Origin of the sequence: Pseudomonas maumuensis (genome assembly GCF_019139675.1) — a bacterium.
Lineage (GTDB): Bacteria > Pseudomonadota > Gammaproteobacteria > Pseudomonadales > Pseudomonadaceae > Aquipseudomonas > Aquipseudomonas maumuensis.
The window spans coordinates 182152-200079 of sequence record NZ_CP077077.1 but is presented as its reverse complement, the minus strand read 5'-3'; the positions used below and the strand labels follow the sequence as shown (position 1 = coordinate 200079).

Here is a 17928-nt window from a genome sequence, read left to right as displayed (position 1 = left end):
CACCCTGTGACTTCCTATCCAAAAGCGCGACTGGTTTTATTTCCCCGCCAAAGGATAATGCCTGCGTTGTTCCGCCTGTTTTCCGAGGGTATTTCCCGTTATGTGGTATTACGGTCTGCTCGACTTGTCGGCCTGGCAACTGGTCGCCGTCACCCTGCTGATGACCCATGTGACCATCGTCAGCGTCACCATCTACCTGCACCGCTACTCGGCCCACCGCGCCCTGGAGCTGAACGCGGGCCTCAAGCATTTCTTCCGGTTCTGGCTGTGGCTTACCACGGCGCAGAACACCCGCGAGTGGACCGCCATCCACCGTAAGCACCACGCCAAGTGCGAAACCCCCGACGATCCGCACAGCCCGGTACACAAGGGCCTGGGTACCGTGCTGCGCAAGGGCGCCGAGCTGTACCGGGAAGAGGCGCGCAACGAGGAAACGTTGCGCATCTACGGCAAGAACTGCCCGGACGACTGGATCGAGCGCAACCTCTACACCCGCTACAAGCTCGGCGGCATCGCGCTGATGGCAGTCATCGACCTGCTGCTGTTCGGCACCATCGGCATCACCATCTGGGCGATCCAGATGATGTGGATCCCGTTCTGGGCCGCCGGCGTGGTCAACGGCTTGGGCCATGCCGTGGGCTATCGCAACTTCGAATGCCGCGACGCCGCTACCAACCTGGTGCCGTGGGGCATCATCATTGGCGGCGAAGAGCTGCACAATAATCACCACACCTATCCCAACTCGGCGAAGCTCTCGGTACGCCGCTGGGAATTCGACATGGGCTGGATGTGGATCCGCCTGCTGAGCCTGCTGCGCCTGGCCAAGGTGCAGCGTGTGGCGCCCATCGCCCATCGGGTGGAGGGCAAGGCGTCGCTGGACATGGACACCGCCATGGCCATCCTCAACAACCGCTTCCAGATCATGGCCCAGTACCGCAAGCTGGTGATCGGCCCGCTGGTCAAGCAGGAGCTGGACAAGGTCGACACCTCGGTACGCCACCGCTTCCGCCGCGCCAAGCGCCTGCTCTCGCGGGAAACCAGCCTGCTGCAGGATCGCCACCACGTGCGCATCGAGTCGCTGCTGGCCCACAGCCAGGCACTCAAGACCATCTACGAAAAGCGCCTGGCGCTGCAGCAGATCTGGGCGCGCACCAGCGCCAACGGCCACGACATGCTCGCCGCCATGAAGGACTGGGTACACGAGGCCGAAGCCAGTGGCATCCAGTCGCTGCGTGACTTCGCCGCCCAGCTCAAGACCTACTCGCTGCGCCCCAACGGCGCCTGAGCACCGTTGATCGGCATGCCCCGCAACGGGGCGTGCCGACCGGAACTTCCCCCCGCTCAATCGACTCAAATCCGGCATATCGCCCGCGTGGCGGGCCGGACCGTGGCCGCACGCCCATCGTCGAGAACCGTTCCGTGCTCATGGCCAAAGACCTCCCACCCACCTCAACCGGCACCCCGCGCCCCGAAGCTGCTCAAACCCTGCTCGCGCTGTTGCACGCTCAAGGCGAAGTGGCCCGCCTGAGCGAACGCGAGCAGCTGTACAGCTCGCTGCTCGACAGCGTCAATGCCGTGCTCTGGGCCTTCGACTGGGAAACCCGCCAGGTGCTCTACGTCAGCCCCGCCTACGAACGCATCTTCGGTCGCCCGGCCAGCCTGGTGCTGGCCGACTACAACGAATGGCGCGACGCCATCTACCCGGACGACCTGGAGTACGCCGAACGCAGCCTGGCCCAGGTGCTGGTCAAGGGCACCGTCGAGGACCGCGAGTACCGCATCCTCAACGCCGCCGGCGAAGTGCGCTGGCTCAGCGACAAGTGCTATATCAACCAGCAACGCGAGGGCGACCAGCGGGTGATCATCGTCGGCATCGCCGAGGACATCACCGAGAAGAAGCAGCTCGAAGGCGAGTTGCAGCGCCTGGCCACCACCGACGTGCTTACCCAAAGCAGCAACCGCAGGCATTTCTTCGAGTGCGCCCAGCAGGCCTTCGACAGCGCCCGCGAGGACGGCACGCCGATGGCCTTCCTGCTGCTGGACATCGACGACTTCAAGCACATCAACGACAGTTATGGTCACCAGGAAGGCGACCACGTGCTGCAGCGCATCGCCGACAGCGGCAAGGCCGTGCTAAGGCGTGGCGATCAGTTCGGGCGCATTGGTGGCGAAGAATTCGCCGCCGTGTTCCCCGGCTGCACCGCTCAGGTGGCCGAACAGATTGCCGAGCGGCTGCAGCGGGAAATCCAGCGGTTGAGTTTCAGTCATGGTGAGCAGACCTATGGCGTCACAGTGAGCCAAGGGCTGACGGGGTTACAGGATGAGGATGAAACGCTAGACAGCTTGTTCGCCCGGGCGGATGCGGCCATGTACCGTGCCAAGCGCCAGGGCAAGAACCAGATCGTGAAAGGCTGAAGCGGGTCACTTCGCGGCTGCGGCACTCCACTCATAATCGATCGACCCGCTACGTGGCCCAGCCAATATCCCCTCAGGCTCCTTTTCCAGACCTTCCTTGAAGCCAACTTCGAGAAAATGTCGTTGCTGATCGGTGATTTCACCGGCCAAAGCGATAGCCTGGGCTGTGTAGCGTTTGATCAGTGCAGCCCTCCTGGAATCTTTCGAATAGCTCATAGGCACCTCCGAGATGTGGAAACCACGTCGCTGGCTCATTGCCGCCACGGATATCACGAGACTTCCGGCCGGATCGCGAGCGAAGCCAAGCGACTGGTACAGGGGCTCGGCTCCCGGATCTGGCTGTTGAACCTCAATTCGCGAGTACTTGAGCATCCTTGCGTACTCTGCAACCGCCAACAAAGACAGTGACGCCACCAGCCCCCTCAATGGATTTTCCGGGCCCGGCTTGCCCTCCAGCAGGATGATCTTGATGCAGCGTCTGCTTTGCCGGGGGCTGGCATAGCAGAGCCCGCAGAGCTCTCGCGCAAACCACAGCGACAAATCGAAGCCTTTGAGGTCGCAGTCCGTCCATCGCGGCACCTCCTCCCACGGGAAGTGGTGGGTCTGCTCGCCCCAGCCCTGAAAAGCCTCGAAAGCCCTGTGGCCAATAGGTTCGAAACGCACCTTGTCGACGTCAAGCCCAGGTCTGGGCACACGTTGACTCCTGCAGAATGCTTCCTGGGCTAGCTTTCGCGCTTGCGATCGAAAGACTTGATAGCGCAGACCATGGTGTCTGTACGTGCTCATCTTCAGCCGCAACTCTGCTGTCACCCCCGTTGTTGGAGTGCAGGGAAAGCTACGCGTGAAGGACTTCCCTGGATACGAACAGCCGTCCGCAATACATGTAGGAATGCTCCCAAGCCTGATGCAACTCCGGCGCTGCATTGATCAAGCCTGGCGCTCCTCATCTTCGACCGGGCCTGCGTCAGTAGCCGGTGCAGTGATCGGGGCAACCTCCGGCTCGCTCGCAGCAGTTTCCGCCTCCAGACGTTCGGCCTCCTCCCGCGCCAGCGCCTCAGGGTCCACCTTGCGCAGCCGCGACAGCTCCGGCAACCCCAGCTTGAGCAACCGCGCCGTCTTGCTGCTGGCGATCTTCTCCAGCCCCTCGCTGGGCTTGAGTCGCGACAGTTGCCCGGCCAGGTTCATCGCCAGGATTTCCCGGGAGTAGACACCGCCACCCAGCTGATACACCGCGGCGATCAGCTCACGCAAGTCCAGCGGCAGGCGCCAGCGGGTGCGCAGGGCCGAGCCGAACGGTGCGCCGAACTCGTTGAGCGACAGCTCCACCTGATCCTCGTCCAGCTCGCCACCGGCCAGGCGCCACTCCTGCAAGGTGCGCAGCACCGCCAGGTCACCCAGGCAGTGCAGCAGCCCCGCGCAGTAGCAGCGCGCTTCGTCCACCTCGAGCATGCGCGCCAGGGTGCGACCGTACTCGGCGGTGTGCAGCGAAAGGTTCCAGTAATGGGTGGCGTGTCGCGCCAGCAGCGGGTCGGTCAAGCGGGCGCTGCGCTTGAGCGTGAGGCCGAGGATGAGATTCATGCTCTGGGTGCTGCCGAGCTTGTTCAGCGCCTGCAGCAGGGTCTGTACCGGCGCTTCGCGGTGCAGGGCGGCACTATTGGCGGCGGCGATGAGCACGCCGGTGATCTGCGGGTCGTTGCGCACCTCTTCCTCGAGCACCTTGAGATTGAGGCCATGGGGATTGAGAGCACGCTTGACCGCCATCTGCACATCGGCGAACAGCGGACCGCCATCGGCGGTGGCCCTGCGCTGCTCCAGGTAGGCCGGCAGTTGCGCGCCCGGCTGCAACGGCGGCACCGGGCAGGCAATCTGCTCGCCCACTGCCAGCAGCAGGTTCTCCAGGCGCTTGCGCAGATTGTCCAGGTCGAGCGGCTTGCTCAAGTAGGCGGTCGGGTGCAGCGGCAGCGCCTCACGCACACTGGCGCTGTCAGTGCGGTCGCTCATGAGGATGAACGGCAAGCCGGGCTTACCACCCTTGGCGCGTACCTTGCGCAGCAGATCGAGACCATCGAGCCCTGAGAGTTCACGGGCTGCAATGATCAGGTCGGGTTTGGCCGCCAACGCGCTCAGCGCCTCGGAACCATCGGCACAGACCTGCAGGCGGGCATCGCAGCGCACGCTGAGCAGCATTTCGCTGAGCATGTCGCGCACCCAGGGATCGCCTTCGGCAATCAGCACGCAGGGGGGGACGGGGTCGATAGCGCTCATGGGCTATTCTCCAGGCTATGACGCGCGATCCATCGCAGCTTCCACGGAATCCTCGTACAACCTTAGCGCCTGATGCCTATGAACGGCACAAAAAAAACCCGCCGAGGCGGGTTTTTTTCTGAAGCGCGTCACATATTTCAGGCCAGTTCGGCGAAGCACTCTTCGATGATCGCCAGGCCCTTGTCCAGCAGGGCGTCTTCGGCGGTCAGCGGCACCAGGATGCGCAGGACGTTGCCGTAGGTGCCACAGGACAGCAGGATCAGGCCCTTGTCACGTGCCTTGGCGACCACTTGGGCAACGGCGGCGGCGTTCGGGGTGTGGGTACCTTTCTCGAAGACTTCCACGGCAATCATCGAGCCCAGGCCACGGACGTCGCCGATGATCGGGTGCTTCTTCTGGATTTCACGCAGGCCGGTGGTCAGGCGCTCGCCAACGGCCTTGCTGCGATCCAGCAGCTTCTCTTCCTCGAACACTTCGATCACCGCCAGGGCCGCGGCGCAAGCGATCGGCGAACCGGCGTAGGTGCCGCCCAGGCCGCCCGGGGCGATGGCGTCCATGTACTCGGCCTTGCCGCACACACCGGCCAGCGGGAAGCCGCCGGCAATCGACTTGGCGAAGGTGGTCAGGTCAGGCGCGACGCCCATCTGCTCCATGGCGAAGAAGGTGCCGGTGCGGCCAGCGCCGGTCTGCACTTCGTCGGCGATCAGCAGGATACCGTGCTGGTCGCACAGGGCGCGCAGGCGCTGCATCAGTTCTTTCGGCGCAGGCAGGAAGCCGCCTTCGCCTTGTACCGGCTCGAGGATGATCGCGGCGATGTCGCGCGGTTCGGCGTCGTTCTTGAAGATGCGCTCGACCGAGGCGATGGCGTCGTCGACGCTGATTCCGTGCAGTTCGCTTGGGAACAGGGCGCGGAAGATGCCACCTGGCATCAGGCCCATGCCGGCGGAGTACGGCACGACCTTGCCGGTCAGGCCCAGGGTCATCATGGTGCGGCCGTGGTAGCCGCCGGTGAAGGCGATCACGCCGGCGCGGCCGGTGGCGGCACGGGCGATCTTCACGGCGTTTTCAACGGCTTCGGAGCCGGTGGTGACCAGCAGGGTCTTCTTGTCGAAGTTGCCTGGTACCAGCTTGTTGATCTTCTCGCACAGCTCGACATAAGGCTCGTAGGCCAGCACCTGGAAGCAGGTGTGGCTGACCTTGGTCAGCTGGTCTTGCACGGCCGCGACCACTTTCGGGTGCAGGTGGCCGGTGTTCAGTACGGCGATGCCGCCGGCGAAGTCGATCAGTTCGCGGCCTTCAACGTCGATCACCGTCGAGTTCTTCGCGGTATCGACGAAGATCGGGTGAATCTGGCCAACGCCACGTGGGACGGCGGCGACACGACGTTGCATCAGGGATTCGTTGGTCTTGCTCATAGTGCCCTCAATTGCGCCGGTTCTGCGGCGCTTTTATTCGGGGGTGGCTGGATGCAGGCGTACACAGTATTCGTTGATCGACTGTCACGCATGCCCTGGCCACCGGGTACCGCTATGTCAAAAAGGCCAGCGAGACGTCGCTCTCGCGCCCCGCTGGCAGAGGTAAAACCGCTTACCCGGCGATCAGACGCTGATGCACAGGTATTTGATCTCGAGGTAGTCCTCGATACCGTACTTGGAACCTTCGCGGCCCAGGCCCGAGGCCTTGATGCCGCCGAACGGCGCGACTTCGTTGGAGATCAGGCCGGTGTTGATGCCGACCATGCCGTATTCCAGGGCCTCGGCAACGCGGAACACGCGGCTCATGTCACGGGCATAGAAGTACGAGGCCAGGCCGAACTCGGTGTCGTTGGACATGGCGATGACTTCGGCCTCGTCCTTGAAGCGGAACAGCGGCGCCAGCGGGCCGAAAGTCTCTTCCTTGGCAACAGCAGCGGTTTTCGGCACGTCGACCAGGATGGTCGGCTCGAAGAAGTTGCCTTCGATGAGCTTGCCACCGGACAGTACCTTGGCGCCCTTGGCCACGGCGTCCTCGATGTGCTCCTGGACCTTGGCGACAGCCTTGCCGTCGATCAGCGGGCCAGTGGTGGTGCCTTCTTCCAGGCCGTTGCCGATCTTCAGCTTGGCCACGGCGGCTTTCAGCTTCTCGGCGAAGGCGTCGTAGACACCGTCCTGCACGTAGATACGGTTGGCGCAGACGCAGGTCTGGCCGTTGTTGCGGTACTTGGAGATGATCGCGCCCTCGACCGCCTTGTCCAGGTCGGCATCGTCGAACACGATGAACGGCGCGTTGCCGCCCAGCTCCAGGGAAACCTTCTTGATGTCCTTGGCGCATTCTTCCATCAGCTGGCGACCGATTTCGGTCGAGCCGGTGAAGGACAGCTTACGTACCAGGGAGTTGCCGGTCAGTTCGGAGCCGACTTCGCCGGCGCTGCCGGTGATCACGCTCAGCACGCCAGCCGGGATGCCGGCACGGGTAGCCAGCTCGACCAGGGCCAGGGCGGAGTACGGGGTCTGCGAAGCGGGCTTGAGCACCATGGTGCAGCCAGCGGCCAGAGCCGGACCGGCTTTACGGGTGATCATCGCCGCCGGGAAGTTCCACGGGGTGATGGCTGCGGTGACGCCGATCGGCTGCTTGATGACGATCAGGCGCTTGTCCGGCTGGTGGCCCGGGATCACGTCGCCGTAGACACGCTTGGCCTCTTCGGCGAACCACTCGATGAACGAGGCGGCGTAGGCGATCTCGCCCTTGGCTTCGGCCAGTGGCTTGCCCTGCTCGGTGGTCATCAGGCGGGCCAGGTCGTCCTGGTGCTCGATCATCAGCTCGAACCAGCGACGCAGCTTGCCGGCACGCTCTTTGGCGGTCAGTGCGCGCCAGGCCGGCAGCGCCTTGTCGGCGGCCTCGATGGCGCGGCGGGTTTCGGCGGCGCCCATCTTCGGCACGCTGCCGATCACTTCGCCGGTGGCCGGGTTGGTCACCTTGATGGTCTGACCGCTGTCCGCATCCAGCCATTCACCGTTGATGAAGGCCTGCTGGCGGAACAACTGAGCGTCTTTGAGCTGCATGTCGGCTTCCCTTTACTGCGAATTTTGATTGTTGAAAAGGCGCCCCATGCGGGGGCGGCCGTCAGGAATTCGTGCACCAGGGTGTTCGACGCCTGGGTGCCGAGCGTTTGAAATCTCAAACGGAATGCTAAGCGGGCGCTGGGGGGTTGGACAATAGGCTGTTCGAAAAAAAGAACGAGTGGTCGGAATTCAGATCAGTGGCAAAAACGTCGCGGGGCAAGTCGGAGCGGCGGTATGCCGATGCGACTTGCCCCGCGATTGGGCAGTGCCAGTTTAGATCAACGAAATCAGAACACCTTGTCGAGGTCGATCACCAGTGCCCGGTAACCCACGCTGCCCGGTTGGCGACTATGCACTTTCAGCTCCACCGCCACCTCCTGGGTACCGCGTCGGACCTCGTTAAGCACCGTGGTGGTCAGTTTCTCGGGCGTGAGGAAGTTCACCGACGCCGAATAGATGAACTGGGTATCGGTATCGGCCCGGTAGGCCACCACCGAGGTGATCGGGCTGTACCACTCGTCACCGCGCTCCTTGCCGTACTGCCATAGTTGTTCAACCGTGCCGTTGGCCTCGTCGACCTTGTATTCCACCGCCCGACTGTAGTTGCCCGCCAGCTTGGTCGGGCCGAAGTCCCGGCCCCAGCCGTTGTCGAACACGGTCAGCGTGCCGCGCCCGGTCAGCCAGGCGGTGTGCTGGGTCCAGGACCACTCGAAACCCTCGCCCACAGGCTTGAGTACCTTGTCCTGCAAATGCGCCGGCCAACCTTGGGGCGCGGCAAGAATCCACTTCACCTGCTTGTCGCGACCGATCTTCGCCACGCCCTGGTGCCGTGCTGAAACGATGATGCTGTCGTCATCGGCGTCGTAGTCGATGGCATTGACGTGAGCCCAGTTACGCCCGGTGCCTACCCCCGGGGTGTCACCGAACGGCAGGTCGCCCTCGGCCAGCTCGTTGGCCAGGCGGTCGTCCTGTTTCTGCACCCCGTCCGGGAGCTGGATCGCAGCCTTGCCCAGGGTTTCCAGCAGGTCGCCGCGGTACGGGTCGAGGATCTGGTTGAGATCCCAGAAATCCAGCACGTCGCCGGCTTCGTCGACCTCGATGATATGGTCGCGGATCGAGCGCACGCGCTTGCCGTCCGGGCGCCGGTAGTCGCTGGTGCCCACCCGCAGCAGGTAGGTGCCGTTGGGCGTCTCGCGGATTTCGTGGGAGAAGTCGGCGAACTTGTCCGGCAGGTTGCGCTGCCAGATGCGCCGCCCCAGCAGGTCGTACTTGGAGTAGGTCTGGCCCTGGCCCCAGATCAACTTGCCGTCGCGGGTCTGGTGGAAGCCCATGGTGCCGCCCAGGCCGTCGCGGTGGTTGGAATCGTGGATCTGCTCGATATCGAGGTACCAACGCACATCGCCGTTGCTGTCGGAGATCCAGTTGTTGCCCACCGAGTCCCACTCGGCGGCGCCGCCCAGGCCGTTCCACTTGAAGGCGCGACCACCGGGGATGTCGGCCAGCAGGTGGTTGAACAGGTACAGACGCGGTTCGAAGCCAGGCGCAACCTTGACCGGCTCCACCTCGGGCAGCGCGGCGGTCTGCTTGGCCACCACTGGCAGGCGCACCGCCGGGGCGTAGATCTCGTAACGTTCGCGGATGCGCTCACCCTCGAGCTTGTAACTCACCTCCACCTGGTTGACGTGGTCCGGATACAGGCCGAACACGGGGATGCCACCGTAGGTCCACAACGAGCGTTCGGACACCTCGTAGCTGATATCGACACCACGCTCGCCACGCCCCAGCACGCGAACGTGGGCGGCGCCGAGGGCGCGACCGCCGTCGCGGATGATCGCGGTCAACGGCGCCAGGCGGTATGGGTTGATCACGACGTCGCCAAGCAGGGCTTCGTCGCGCTCGGGCACCTTGGCGGTGAGGCAGGCGCCTTCGGGCAGGTCGTGAGGTTGGGTCTTGGCGTTCATGGCAAAGCTCCTTGTGCTCAGAAGTCGTAACGGGCGGTGGCGCCCACGGTGCGCGGGGTGCCCAGCACGCCGGCGTAGCCGCCGTTGGCGGAGTTCCACAGGCTGGTGAAGTAGGTCTTGTCGCCGGCGTTCTTTACCCACAGCGACAGGTCGAGGACACCGTCGCCCTGGTCCAGGCGCACGCCGGTGGACAGGTTGACGATGGCGTAGCTGGGGATCTGGCCGTAGTCGGAGTCGTCGATGGTGCCGACGGCCCTGGAGCGGAAGGCGTAGCTGGCAGTGACGTAGGGCTCGATACGCTCGGTCAGCTGCCACTTGTACTGGCCGTTGAGGTTGGCGATGTACTTGGAGGCGCCGACCACCTGGTGGCCGGACAGATCGCAAGTGGCGGCGGCATTGGCCAGGCTCACCTCCGGCGGGCATGGCGCGTCGTCGTACTCGGTGTAGCGCACGTCGTTCCACGAACCATTGAAATTCACGGTCAACCCGCGGATCGGCAGGGCCGTGGCCTCGAACTCCAGGCCCCGCGAGCGCACGCTGCCGGCATTGGCCAGGTACTGCACGCGGTTGGCCTCGTCGTAGACGTTGGCCTGGTAGCCATGCACTTCGGTCCAGAACAGGTTGGTGTTGAGCTGCAGGCGGTTGTCCAGCAGCGTGCTCTTGAGCCCCAGTTCTGCGTTGTTGGCGCGCTCGGTGCCCACCAACAGCGAATCGGTGCCCAGGCGAGGCGCGGCACCGACGGTGAGGTTGACGCCACCAGACTTCTCGCCGTGGGACAGGCTGGCATAGCCCAGTACCGCGTCGCTGAAGCGGTAGCTCAGGCTAAGCAGCCCGGACGGGGCGAAGCTGTACTGGCTGAGGTCGCCCGAATCGTAGGCCCCCACCCGGCCCTGGCGAGCCGCAGCCGCCGCGCCGGTTACCGTCGCGCCGCCGGACGGTGCATCGCGGGTCACCCAGGCGCTTTTCTCTTCATAGGTACCCCGTACGCCAGCGGTGAAATCCAGGCGCTCGGTCAGGTGCCAGGTACCCTGGGCGAACAACGCGTAGCTGTCGGTATCGATATGGCCGTTGCCGATCGTGGTGACGTTGGCCAGGGCGCCAGCCGGGGTCAGGTTCCAGATATCGGCTTGCGGTCCGTTGTAGGTGAACGATTTGTTGTCCAGGTCCTGCTTGAAGTAGTAGGCGCCGAGCACATAGTCGAAGAACCCACCGGTGGGCGAAGCCAGGCGGATTTCCTGGGAGTACTGCTTGTCCCGCACCGAGACGCCGGCGCTGCGGAACACCGGCACGTTGAGGCCGTCGTCGTTGCGCGGGGTGAAGTCCCACCAGCGGTAGGCAGTGATCGAGGTGAGGGTGAAGTCGTTGGGCAGGGTCCAGTTGGCCTCCACCGAGGTTCCGCCCTGGAACACCTTGACCATCTGGTCGGCGTCGAAGTTGACCTTGCGATCCTTGCCCGACACCAGGGTGGCGCCGGCCTGGGCGGCCAGGCTTTCGTAGCGATTCACGCCATTGATGGTCGGGCCGGTGCTGTACAGGCTGAGGATGCCGTTGTCGGAGTTTTCTTCGTTGTATTCGCCGATCCAGCGCAGGTTGAAGGTTTCGCTGGGCTTGAACAGCAACTGGGTGCGAAAGCCCTGGCGCTTGCCACCATTGAGGTCATGGCCGTTGTAGACGTTCTTCACATAGCCGTCGTCCTCGGTGTGATAGGCGCTGATGCGCCCGGCGAGGGTGTCGGTCAAGGGGCCGGAGAAACTGCCCTGGGTCTGCCAGTAGCCATCCTCGCCCAGCGATGACTGCACGCTGCCCTCCTGGTGGAAGGTTGGCTTGCGCGTGGTGATGTTGAGCACCCCGGCAGTGGTGTTCTTGCCGAACAGCGTGCCTTGCGGGCCGCGCAACACCTCCAGTTGTTCGACATCGAGCAGGTCGAACACCGCCATGCCCGGGCGGCCGAGGTAGACGTTGTCGAGGTAGATCCCGACGCTGCCTTCCAGGCCATCGCTGGCCGGGTTGTTGCCCAGGCCGCGGATGGAGATGCTCGACTGGCGGGCATGCACATAGGCGACGTTGGTGCTCGGTACCAGTTGCTGCAAATCCTGCACGCGGTAGATGCGCTGGGTCTCGAGGGTTTCGCTGCCCAGCACGCTGATCGGCGTGGGCACGCTCTGCGCGGTCTCTTCGCGCCGCCGGGCATTGACGGTGACGGTGCCAAGCTGGGCCTCCTGCCTCACGGCTGGGGCGGCGTTGGGCTCATCGGCGAAGCTGCTGCCGGAAGCGGCCAGCAGCACCCCAGCCGCCAGGGGTTGCAGGGCGAACAGCGAGACGCGCGCGGGCCAACGGGAAAGTCGGGACATGCAGATGCTCCTTGAGGCAAGGGCCCAGGCGAGCATTTCCGTTGGCGGAACCGAATCGCGGTCAGGCAGACGTATATTCTTTTAAGAGATATAAATATTTTTAATTCATATTTTGTGGAATAAGTGACTCCCTTTATAAGGTTCCCAACCCTTCCCAGCAATTGCATTCCACCGAAAGTTTCCATGTAGAAAATGCATATCGACCTGCGCCAGCTCCGCCACTTCATCGCCCTTGTCGAGCACCGCAGCTTCGTCGCCGCGGCGGCTGCGGTGAACCTCTCGCAATCGGCTTTCAGCCGCAGCATCCAGACGCTGGAGCACAACGTCGGCTGCCGCCTGGTCGACCGCGCCAGCAAGGAGCTGGCGCCGACCCGCCAGGGCCTGCTGGTGCTGGAGCATTCGCGGCGCCTGGTGCATGGGGCGCACAACCTGGTCAACGAGATCAATCAGTTCAATGGCGCCACCACCGGCGTGGTGCGCTTTGGTTCGGGGCCGGCGCCCGCCGGCGGGCTAGTGCCGCGGGCGGTGGCGCGCTTCGTCGCCGAGTACCCGGCAGCGCGCACCTGCTTCCAGGTGGACAATTGGCAGGCCTTGAACCGCCGGCTGATCGCCGAGGAGATCGAGTTCTTCGTCGCCGACACCCGCCAGTTCGAAGCCGACCCGGATTACCAGGTGCATAAGCTCACGCCCCAACGCTGGCACTTCTGCTGCCGCCAGGGGCATCCATTGACCGAGCTTGGCGAAGTGCGGGCGCGGGACCTGTTCGACTATCCGCTGGCGACCACCTTCCGCCCGCCGAACATCCGCAAGATCCTCAGCGACCTAAGCGGGCGCCAGGATTTTCTGCCCAGCGTGGAATGCGAGCATGGCTATGCGCTGCTCAATGTCGTGCTGCACTCGGACACCCTCGGCATCGCCTGCAGCGCAAACTTGCGTCCGTACGAAGGGCTGGTGGCGCTCAAGCTGGCGGACCTGGTACCGGAACAGGAAGAGGCGTTCTACACCCGCTATGGGGTGGTGAGCCGGGTGGGGTATGGCTTGTCGGCGCTAGCGCAGGGGCTGGTGAGACAGTTGGTGGCCTGTGACGCCGAAGCTTAGCGAATAGGGGTTGCTGCGCACTCTTTTCGTGGGAGCCGGCTTGCCGGCGAAAGGGCCGCAAAGCGGCCCCAACGATCTCAGCCCTTGCGCGTGGTCCGGCTCAGTTGCCCATCCACCCCCACCGGCACCTCGCCGGCCAGGGTCACGCGGCGCACGATGCGCGGCTGCGTACCGTAGTCATCCACCGCATAGTGCTGGGTCGCGCGGTTGTCCCAGATCGCCACGTCCCCGGCCTGCCAGCGCCAGCGCACAGTGTTTTCCAGGCGTGTCACATGCCCCTGCAGCACTGCGAACAGGTGCTGCGAGTCCGCCAGCGAATAGCCCTTGATGCGTTTGACGAAATGCCCCAGTTGCAGCACGCGCTCGCCACTGATCGGATGCACCCGCACCACCGGGTGCTCGGTCTCGTAAACCGTCGAGGTGAACACCTTGCGGTAGCGCTCCAGCTTGGCCGGATCGACATCCGGTTTCACGCTGGCGTAGTCATACTCGTTGCTGTGTACCGCCCACAGCTGGTCGGCCAGGGCACGCAGCGGCTCGGGCAGTTCCTGGTAGGCCGCGGCGGTGTTGGCCCACACCGTGTCGCCACCGGAGGCCGGGGCCACCACGCTGCGCAGGATCGAGGCCTTGGGATAGGCATCGACGAAGGTCACGTCGGTGTGCCAGGAGTTGGCCCGCTGCCCCTCGGCGCCATCGAGTTGGAGCAGGTAGCTGGTACCGTCGACCACGGGCACCGTGGGGTGGGCGATGGGGTCGCCGAGCCGTTGGGCGAAGGCTTCCTGGCCGACGTCGTCCAGGTGCTCCTGGCCACGGAAGAAGATCACCTTGTACTGCACCAGCGCCGCCTGGATGGCGTCGACGGTGGCTGGGTCGAGGTCAGCGGACAGCTCGATGCCGCGAATCTCGGCGCCGATGCGCCCGGCGACGGGGTGGATATCGAGTTCGAGGGTTTGCGGCGCGGTGGCCAGTGCGGCGTTGCTCATGGTCGTGCTCCTCACGGTTGTTGTCGGGTCAGCGGGTGGCCTGGACGGCCTGGTCCTGTTGCAGGGCGTTGTCGATGAAACGTGGTTCGATCCAGTCGGCTACCTGGAAGCCACGGCGGATCAGGCGCTCCTTGGCGGCCAGGTCGACGCCCTGTTGCAGCAGGCCGACGAAACCGGCGTCCAGCCGTGGGTCGAAGTACTCGGCAAGGTTCTCCTCGGCCAGGTCGTCGCGCAGGATCGACTTCGGCCAGTTGGCGGTATTGGCCACCAGGTCCACGTAGGCCTCGCGGTTGCGCTCGTCGCGCAGCCACTTCGCCGCCTGTTCCTGGGTGTTGACCAGGCGCTGCACCAGGTCGGGGTGCTGGCGAATGAACGCGCCGGTGCCGAGCAACACCGCCTGGGTGCTGCCAGCGCCCTGAAGGTTGCGCGAGTTGACCGGCAGCTCGACCAGCCCACGCTCACGTAGCGACAGCAGGTTGGACAGGCCCCAGGTGGCGTCGATCTGCTTGGCGGCCAGGGCGGCATTGGCGGCGTTGAAGTCGAGGTTGATCACTTTCAGCTCACGCTCGGACAACCCCTGGCTGGCCAGGGCGCTGGCGAACGACAGCTGGTTGGCGGTGCCGCGAAACACTGCCACGCGCTTGCCCTTGAGGTCTTGCAGGCTGTGGATGCCCGAGCCCGGGACTACCCCGAGGTAGCTCTTCACCCCACGCACCCCAGCCGACAGCACGCGGGTGTCGAGGCCGTTGGCCTTGCCGATGATCGCGGCCAGGTCGCCCAGGTAGGCGAAGTCCGCCTGACCGTTGGCCAGGGCTTCGTTGACCACGGGGCCGGCCCCCTTGAAGAAGCGCCAGTCGATGCGGATGCCGTCCTTGGCAAACTCTTTCTCCAGCAGTTGCTGGTCGCGCAGCACGTCCACCACGCCGCCAGCGCTGGGTTTGCTGCCGGCGCTGAGGTCGGGCACGGCGATGCGGATCACATCGGGCTGGGCGGCATGGGCGGCCACCGGCACGGAACTCAACAAGGCGGCGAGCAACGGGCTGAGCAGATGGCGGAACGCGGTTTTCATGGCAAGGCTCCTTGGCAGGCTGCCACCGGCGATGGCCGGCGCTATGGGCCAGAAGCTAGGCAGGTCCGGTTAGAACCTACAAAGATCAAAACTTCATTTTTTAGTAACCATAAGACATAAATCAGGCGCCACGCGGGCCTGGGACGGGCTTGCAGGAAACGCATGGAAAATATGAGGAAAACGCAACGGAACGGGGCTATCGCCGGCAACGGGCGCATGCTCTTATCTCTTGAATCTTGCTTGTGAGATTTTTTAATTCCATAAGCGAATAAACAAGGAATGGTTTGAGAGGTGCGCCGATGAGCGAAGTCTTGAGCGCAAGCCTGCGCCGTCTATGGCGGCCAGTACGCGGCCCTGTCGCGGCGCACGGCCGCTCCTGGATACCGTGGATCGTGCCGCTGGCGGTGGCGGCCTTGTGGATCGTCGCCAGCCGTGAGCACTGGATGAGCGAACAGATCCTGCCCGCCCCCGCGCTGGTCTGGCAGAGCGCGCTGGAGTTCGGCTCGGGCGAGCTCTGGGGCCACTTGTGGATAAGCCTGCAGCGCCTGATCTGGGGGCTGTTGGTAGGGATCGCCAGCGGCCTGCTGCTGGGCACCTGGCTGGGCGGGTCGCGACGGGCGCAGACACTGGTGCTGCCCACCTTCGTCGCCCTGGCGCAGATCCCGACCCTGGCCTGGATCCCACTGTTCATGCTGTTCTTCGGCATCGGCGAGTTGCTCAAGCTGGTGGTGCTGGTCAAGGCCGTGGTGGTGCCGGTGACGCTGCATACCCTGGTCGGCGTGCGCGATGCCCAACCTAAACTGCGGGAAGCCGCCGCCGTCCTGCGTCTGCCCCATCACCTGCTGTTCCTGCGCCTGCTGCTGCCCGCCGCGCTGCCGGCGTTTCTCGCCGGTGTGCGGCTGGCCCTGGCCACTGGCTGGACCTCGCTGCTGGCCGTGGAGCTGCTGGCTTCCAGCGAAGGCATCGGCTACCTGATGGTCTGGGGGCGGCAACTGTTCATGCTCGACCTGGTGTTCCTCTGCATCCTGCTGATCGGCCTGGTCGGCGCCTTGCTGGATCGCGGCTTCTCGCGCGTGGAACGTGGTCTGTTGCACTGGCCGCAACCGGCCACGGGCGAACAACTGCGGGGCCAGCTACCACGCGGTTGGCAAAGCCTGTTGCTACCTGCGGGGCTGTTGCTGCTGTGGCAGGCCGCCAACAGCCTTGGCTGGGTGGACGCCAATATCCTCACCTCGCCGCTGGATGTGCTGCGCAGCCTGTACGCAGGCCTGCTCGACGGCTCGTTGCCCGAGGCCCTGCGCCTGAGCCTGCAACGCACCCTTGCCGGCCTGCTGCTTGGCGGTGGCGCGGGCTTCGTGCTGGGCCTGCTGCTGGGCCTGTCGCCGAACGCCGAGCGTTTACTCGGGCCAAGCCTGTCGGCGTTGCGCCAGGTGGCGCTGTTTGCCTGGGTACCCCTGCTGACCGCCTGGTTCGGCCTGGGCGAAGGCGCCAAGCTGGTGTTCGTCGCGCTGGCGGCGTTCTTCCCGCTGCTGATCGCCACCCAGCGCGGCATCGCCAGCCTTGCGCCACAGCTGGGCGAAGCGGCACAGGCCCTGCGCCTGGGCCTGGCGCACCGGCTGCGTCTGCTGGTGCTGCCCGGCGCCGCCCCGGCGATCTTCGCCGGGTTGCGCCTGTCGTTGATCTACGCCTGGCTCGGCACCATCGGCGCCGAATACTTCATGCCCTCGGACGGCGGCATCGCCAGCCTGATGATTGGCGCCCAGCAATTGTTCCGCATGGACCAGGTGATGGCCGCCATGGTTCTGATCGGCCTGGTCGGCGCCCTGCTCGGCCACCTCGGCCAACGCCTCGAATCGCGCGCCACGCGCTGGAGATCCGCATGAACGCCTTCATTACCCCGGCCCTGCACGCAGCCAACCAAGCCGACGCCACGCCGCCTCTGGTCAGTTTCGAGGGGGTCGGCAAGACCTTCAGCGTCGATGGCCAGGCCTTCGAGGCGATCCGCAACTTCGACCTCTCGATCAACCAAGGCGAGTTCATCGCCATCGTCGGCTCCTCCGGGTGCGGCAAGTCCACCCTGCTGCGCCTGCTGGTGGGGCTGGACACCGACTACAGCGGCACGATCCGGGTGGACGGTCAGCCGGTCGATGGTATCGGCGGTGAACGTGGCATCGTGTTCCAGGAACACCGCCTGTTTCCCTGGCTGACGGTGGCGCAGAACATCGGCCTGGGGTTGATCAACGAAAAGCTCACCCAGGGCGAACGCGCCCGGCGTGTGCATGAATACGTGCAATTGGTAGGGCTGGTCGGCTTCGAAGCGGCCTACCCGCACCAGCTGTCCGGCGGCATGGCCCAGCGCGTGGCCATCGCCCGCGGCCTGGTGGCCAGCCCGAGGATCCTGCTGCTGGACGAACCCTTCGGCGCCCTCGACGCGCTGACCCGGCAACAACTCCAGGACGAGCTGCTGGCGATTCGCGAACGCGCAGGGATCACCATCCTGCTGGTCACCCACGATGCCGAGGAGGCGACCTACCTGGCCGACCGGGTGGTGGTGCTAGAGCCGCGTCCAGGGCGGATCAAGGCGGTGGTGGAGATCGACTTGCCGCACCCGCGCCAGCGCACCGGCGTTGCATTGCACGGTTTGCGGGAGCGGGTGTTGCATCAGATTACCGGCGATGGCGGATACCTGCGGCCTGTGACGCAGGGGGTGGAAGGGTTGCGGCCAGAGTTGATTGCGCTCTAGGA

Annotated in this window: 13 protein-coding genes; 5 read left to right on the top strand and 8 right to left on the bottom strand. The window is 64.8% G+C overall.

Going from position 1 to position 17928, the window contains the following annotated elements:
- The first annotated feature begins 100 nt into the window (after positions 1 to 100).
- Both desA and KSS90_RS00945 read left to right on the top strand, forming a co-directional pair.
- Positions 101 to 1285 (top strand): delta-9 fatty acid desaturase DesA, encoded by a 1185-nt coding sequence (gene desA / locus KSS90_RS00950; protein WP_217867887.1) that lies wholly within the window; start codon positions 101 to 103, stop codon positions 1283 to 1285.
- Positions 1286 to 1425: 140 nt separating this feature from the next.
- The gene (locus tag KSS90_RS00945; protein WP_217867886.1) at positions 1426 to 2415 is read left to right on the top strand and encodes a GGDEF domain-containing protein; all 990 of its coding nucleotides are present in this window, start codon (positions 1426 to 1428) and stop codon (positions 2413 to 2415) included.
- Positions 2416 to 2421: 6 nt separating this feature from the next.
- Here the strand turns inward: KSS90_RS00945 and KSS90_RS25525 are convergent, their stop codons facing one another.
- From KSS90_RS25525 to KSS90_RS00915, 6 genes are all read right to left on the bottom strand, one after another.
- Positions 2422 to 3108 carry a hypothetical protein gene (locus KSS90_RS25525; RefSeq protein WP_225933118.1) on the bottom strand — a complete coding sequence of 229 codons (687 nt, stop codon included), beginning with the start codon at positions 3106 to 3108 and terminating at the stop codon, positions 2422 to 2424.
- Between the two features lie 234 nt (positions 3109 to 3342).
- On the bottom strand, positions 3343 to 4680 hold the full coding sequence (locus KSS90_RS00935; RefSeq protein ID WP_225933117.1) for a response regulator: 1338 nt from the start codon (positions 4678 to 4680) through the stop codon (positions 3343 to 3345).
- Between the two features lie 137 nt (positions 4681 to 4817).
- The gene (gene gabT, locus KSS90_RS00930) at positions 4818 to 6095 is read right to left on the bottom strand and encodes a 4-aminobutyrate--2-oxoglutarate transaminase (protein WP_217867885.1); all 1278 of its coding nucleotides are present in this window, start codon (positions 6093 to 6095) and stop codon (positions 4818 to 4820) included.
- Between the two features lie 183 nt (positions 6096 to 6278).
- Complete coding sequence (gene gabD / locus KSS90_RS00925) at positions 6279 to 7721, bottom strand: NADP-dependent succinate-semialdehyde dehydrogenase (protein ID WP_046853707.1); 1443 nt, start codon at positions 7719 to 7721, stop codon at positions 6279 to 6281.
- 287 nt (positions 7722 to 8008) lie between these two features.
- Complete coding sequence (locus tag KSS90_RS00920; protein ID WP_217867884.1) at positions 8009 to 9682, bottom strand: aryl-sulfate sulfotransferase; 1674 nt, start codon at positions 9680 to 9682, stop codon at positions 8009 to 8011.
- A 17-nt stretch (positions 9683 to 9699) separates the two neighbouring features.
- Positions 9700 to 12033 (bottom strand): TonB-dependent receptor, encoded by a 2334-nt coding sequence (locus tag KSS90_RS00915; protein WP_217867883.1) that lies wholly within the window; start codon positions 12031 to 12033, stop codon positions 9700 to 9702.
- A gap of 192 nt (positions 12034 to 12225) precedes the next feature.
- On the opposite strand from KSS90_RS00915, the gene KSS90_RS00910 reads away from it, so the two are divergent.
- Positions 12226 to 13131, top strand: a complete 906-nt coding sequence (locus KSS90_RS00910) for a LysR family transcriptional regulator (protein WP_217867882.1) — start codon at positions 12226 to 12228, stop codon at positions 13129 to 13131.
- Positions 13132 to 13208: 77 nt separating this feature from the next.
- Here KSS90_RS00910 and KSS90_RS00905 read toward each other — a convergent pair whose 3' ends face one another.
- Positions 13209 to 14114: a TauD/TfdA dioxygenase family protein gene (locus KSS90_RS00905; RefSeq protein WP_217867881.1), complete on the bottom strand. Its 906-nt coding sequence runs from the start codon at positions 14112 to 14114 to the stop codon at positions 13209 to 13211.
- Positions 14115 to 14142: 28 nt separating this feature from the next.
- Positions 14143 to 15183, bottom strand: coding sequence for an ABC transporter substrate-binding protein (locus tag KSS90_RS00900; RefSeq protein WP_217867880.1), 1041 nt, complete (start codon positions 15181 to 15183; stop codon positions 14143 to 14145).
- 299 nt (positions 15184 to 15482) lie between these two features.
- On the opposite strand from KSS90_RS00900, the gene KSS90_RS00895 reads away from it, so the two are divergent.
- Together KSS90_RS00895 and KSS90_RS00890 are read left to right on the top strand one after the other, a co-directional pair.
- Positions 15483 to 17066 carry an ABC transporter permease gene (locus KSS90_RS00895; protein ID WP_217867879.1) on the top strand — a complete coding sequence of 528 codons (1584 nt, stop codon included), beginning with the start codon at positions 15483 to 15485 and terminating at the stop codon, positions 17064 to 17066.
- Positions 17063 to 17926 (top strand): ABC transporter ATP-binding protein, encoded by an 864-nt coding sequence (locus tag KSS90_RS00890; protein WP_217867878.1) that lies wholly within the window; start codon positions 17063 to 17065, stop codon positions 17924 to 17926. The genes KSS90_RS00895 and KSS90_RS00890 overlap by 4 nt, the downstream gene beginning before the upstream one ends.
- The last annotated feature ends 2 nt before the right edge of the window (positions 17927 to 17928 follow it).

What these genes read in the sequence shown, in the direction of transcription:
- KSS90_RS00910 (WP_217867882.1), top strand. Translation starts at nt 12,226, where the DNA reads ATGCATATCGACCTGCGCCAGCTCCGCCACTTCATCGCCCTTGTCGAG.
- KSS90_RS00905 (WP_217867881.1), bottom strand. Translation starts at nt 14,114, where the DNA reads ATGAGCAACGCCGCACTGGCCACCGCGCCGCAAACCCTCGAACTCGAT.
- gabD (WP_046853707.1), bottom strand. Translation starts at nt 7,721, where the DNA reads ATGCAGCTCAAAGACGCTCAGTTGTTCCGCCAGCAGGCCTTCATCAAC.
- KSS90_RS00915 (WP_217867883.1), bottom strand. Translation starts at nt 12,033, where the DNA reads ATGTCCCGACTTTCCCGTTGGCCCGCGCGCGTCTCGCTGTTCGCCCTG.
- KSS90_RS00900 (WP_217867880.1), bottom strand. Translation starts at nt 15,183, where the DNA reads ATGAAAACCGCGTTCCGCCATCTGCTCAGCCCGTTGCTCGCCGCCTTG.
- KSS90_RS00890 (WP_217867878.1), top strand. Translation starts at nt 17,063, where the DNA reads ATGAACGCCTTCATTACCCCGGCCCTGCACGCAGCCAACCAAGCCGAC.
- KSS90_RS00935 (WP_225933117.1), bottom strand. Translation starts at nt 4,680, where the DNA reads ATGAGCGCTATCGACCCCGTCCCCCCCTGCGTGCTGATTGCCGAAGGC.
- KSS90_RS00895 (WP_217867879.1), top strand. Translation starts at nt 15,483, where the DNA reads ATGAGCGAAGTCTTGAGCGCAAGCCTGCGCCGTCTATGGCGGCCAGTA.
- gabT (WP_217867885.1), bottom strand. Translation starts at nt 6,095, where the DNA reads ATGAGCAAGACCAACGAATCCCTGATGCAACGTCGTGTCGCCGCCGTC.
- KSS90_RS00945 (WP_217867886.1), top strand. Translation starts at nt 1,426, where the DNA reads ATGGCCAAAGACCTCCCACCCACCTCAACCGGCACCCCGCGCCCCGAA.
- KSS90_RS00920 (WP_217867884.1), bottom strand. Translation starts at nt 9,682, where the DNA reads ATGAACGCCAAGACCCAACCTCACGACCTGCCCGAAGGCGCCTGCCTC.
- desA (WP_217867887.1), top strand. Translation starts at nt 101, where the DNA reads ATGTGGTATTACGGTCTGCTCGACTTGTCGGCCTGGCAACTGGTCGCC.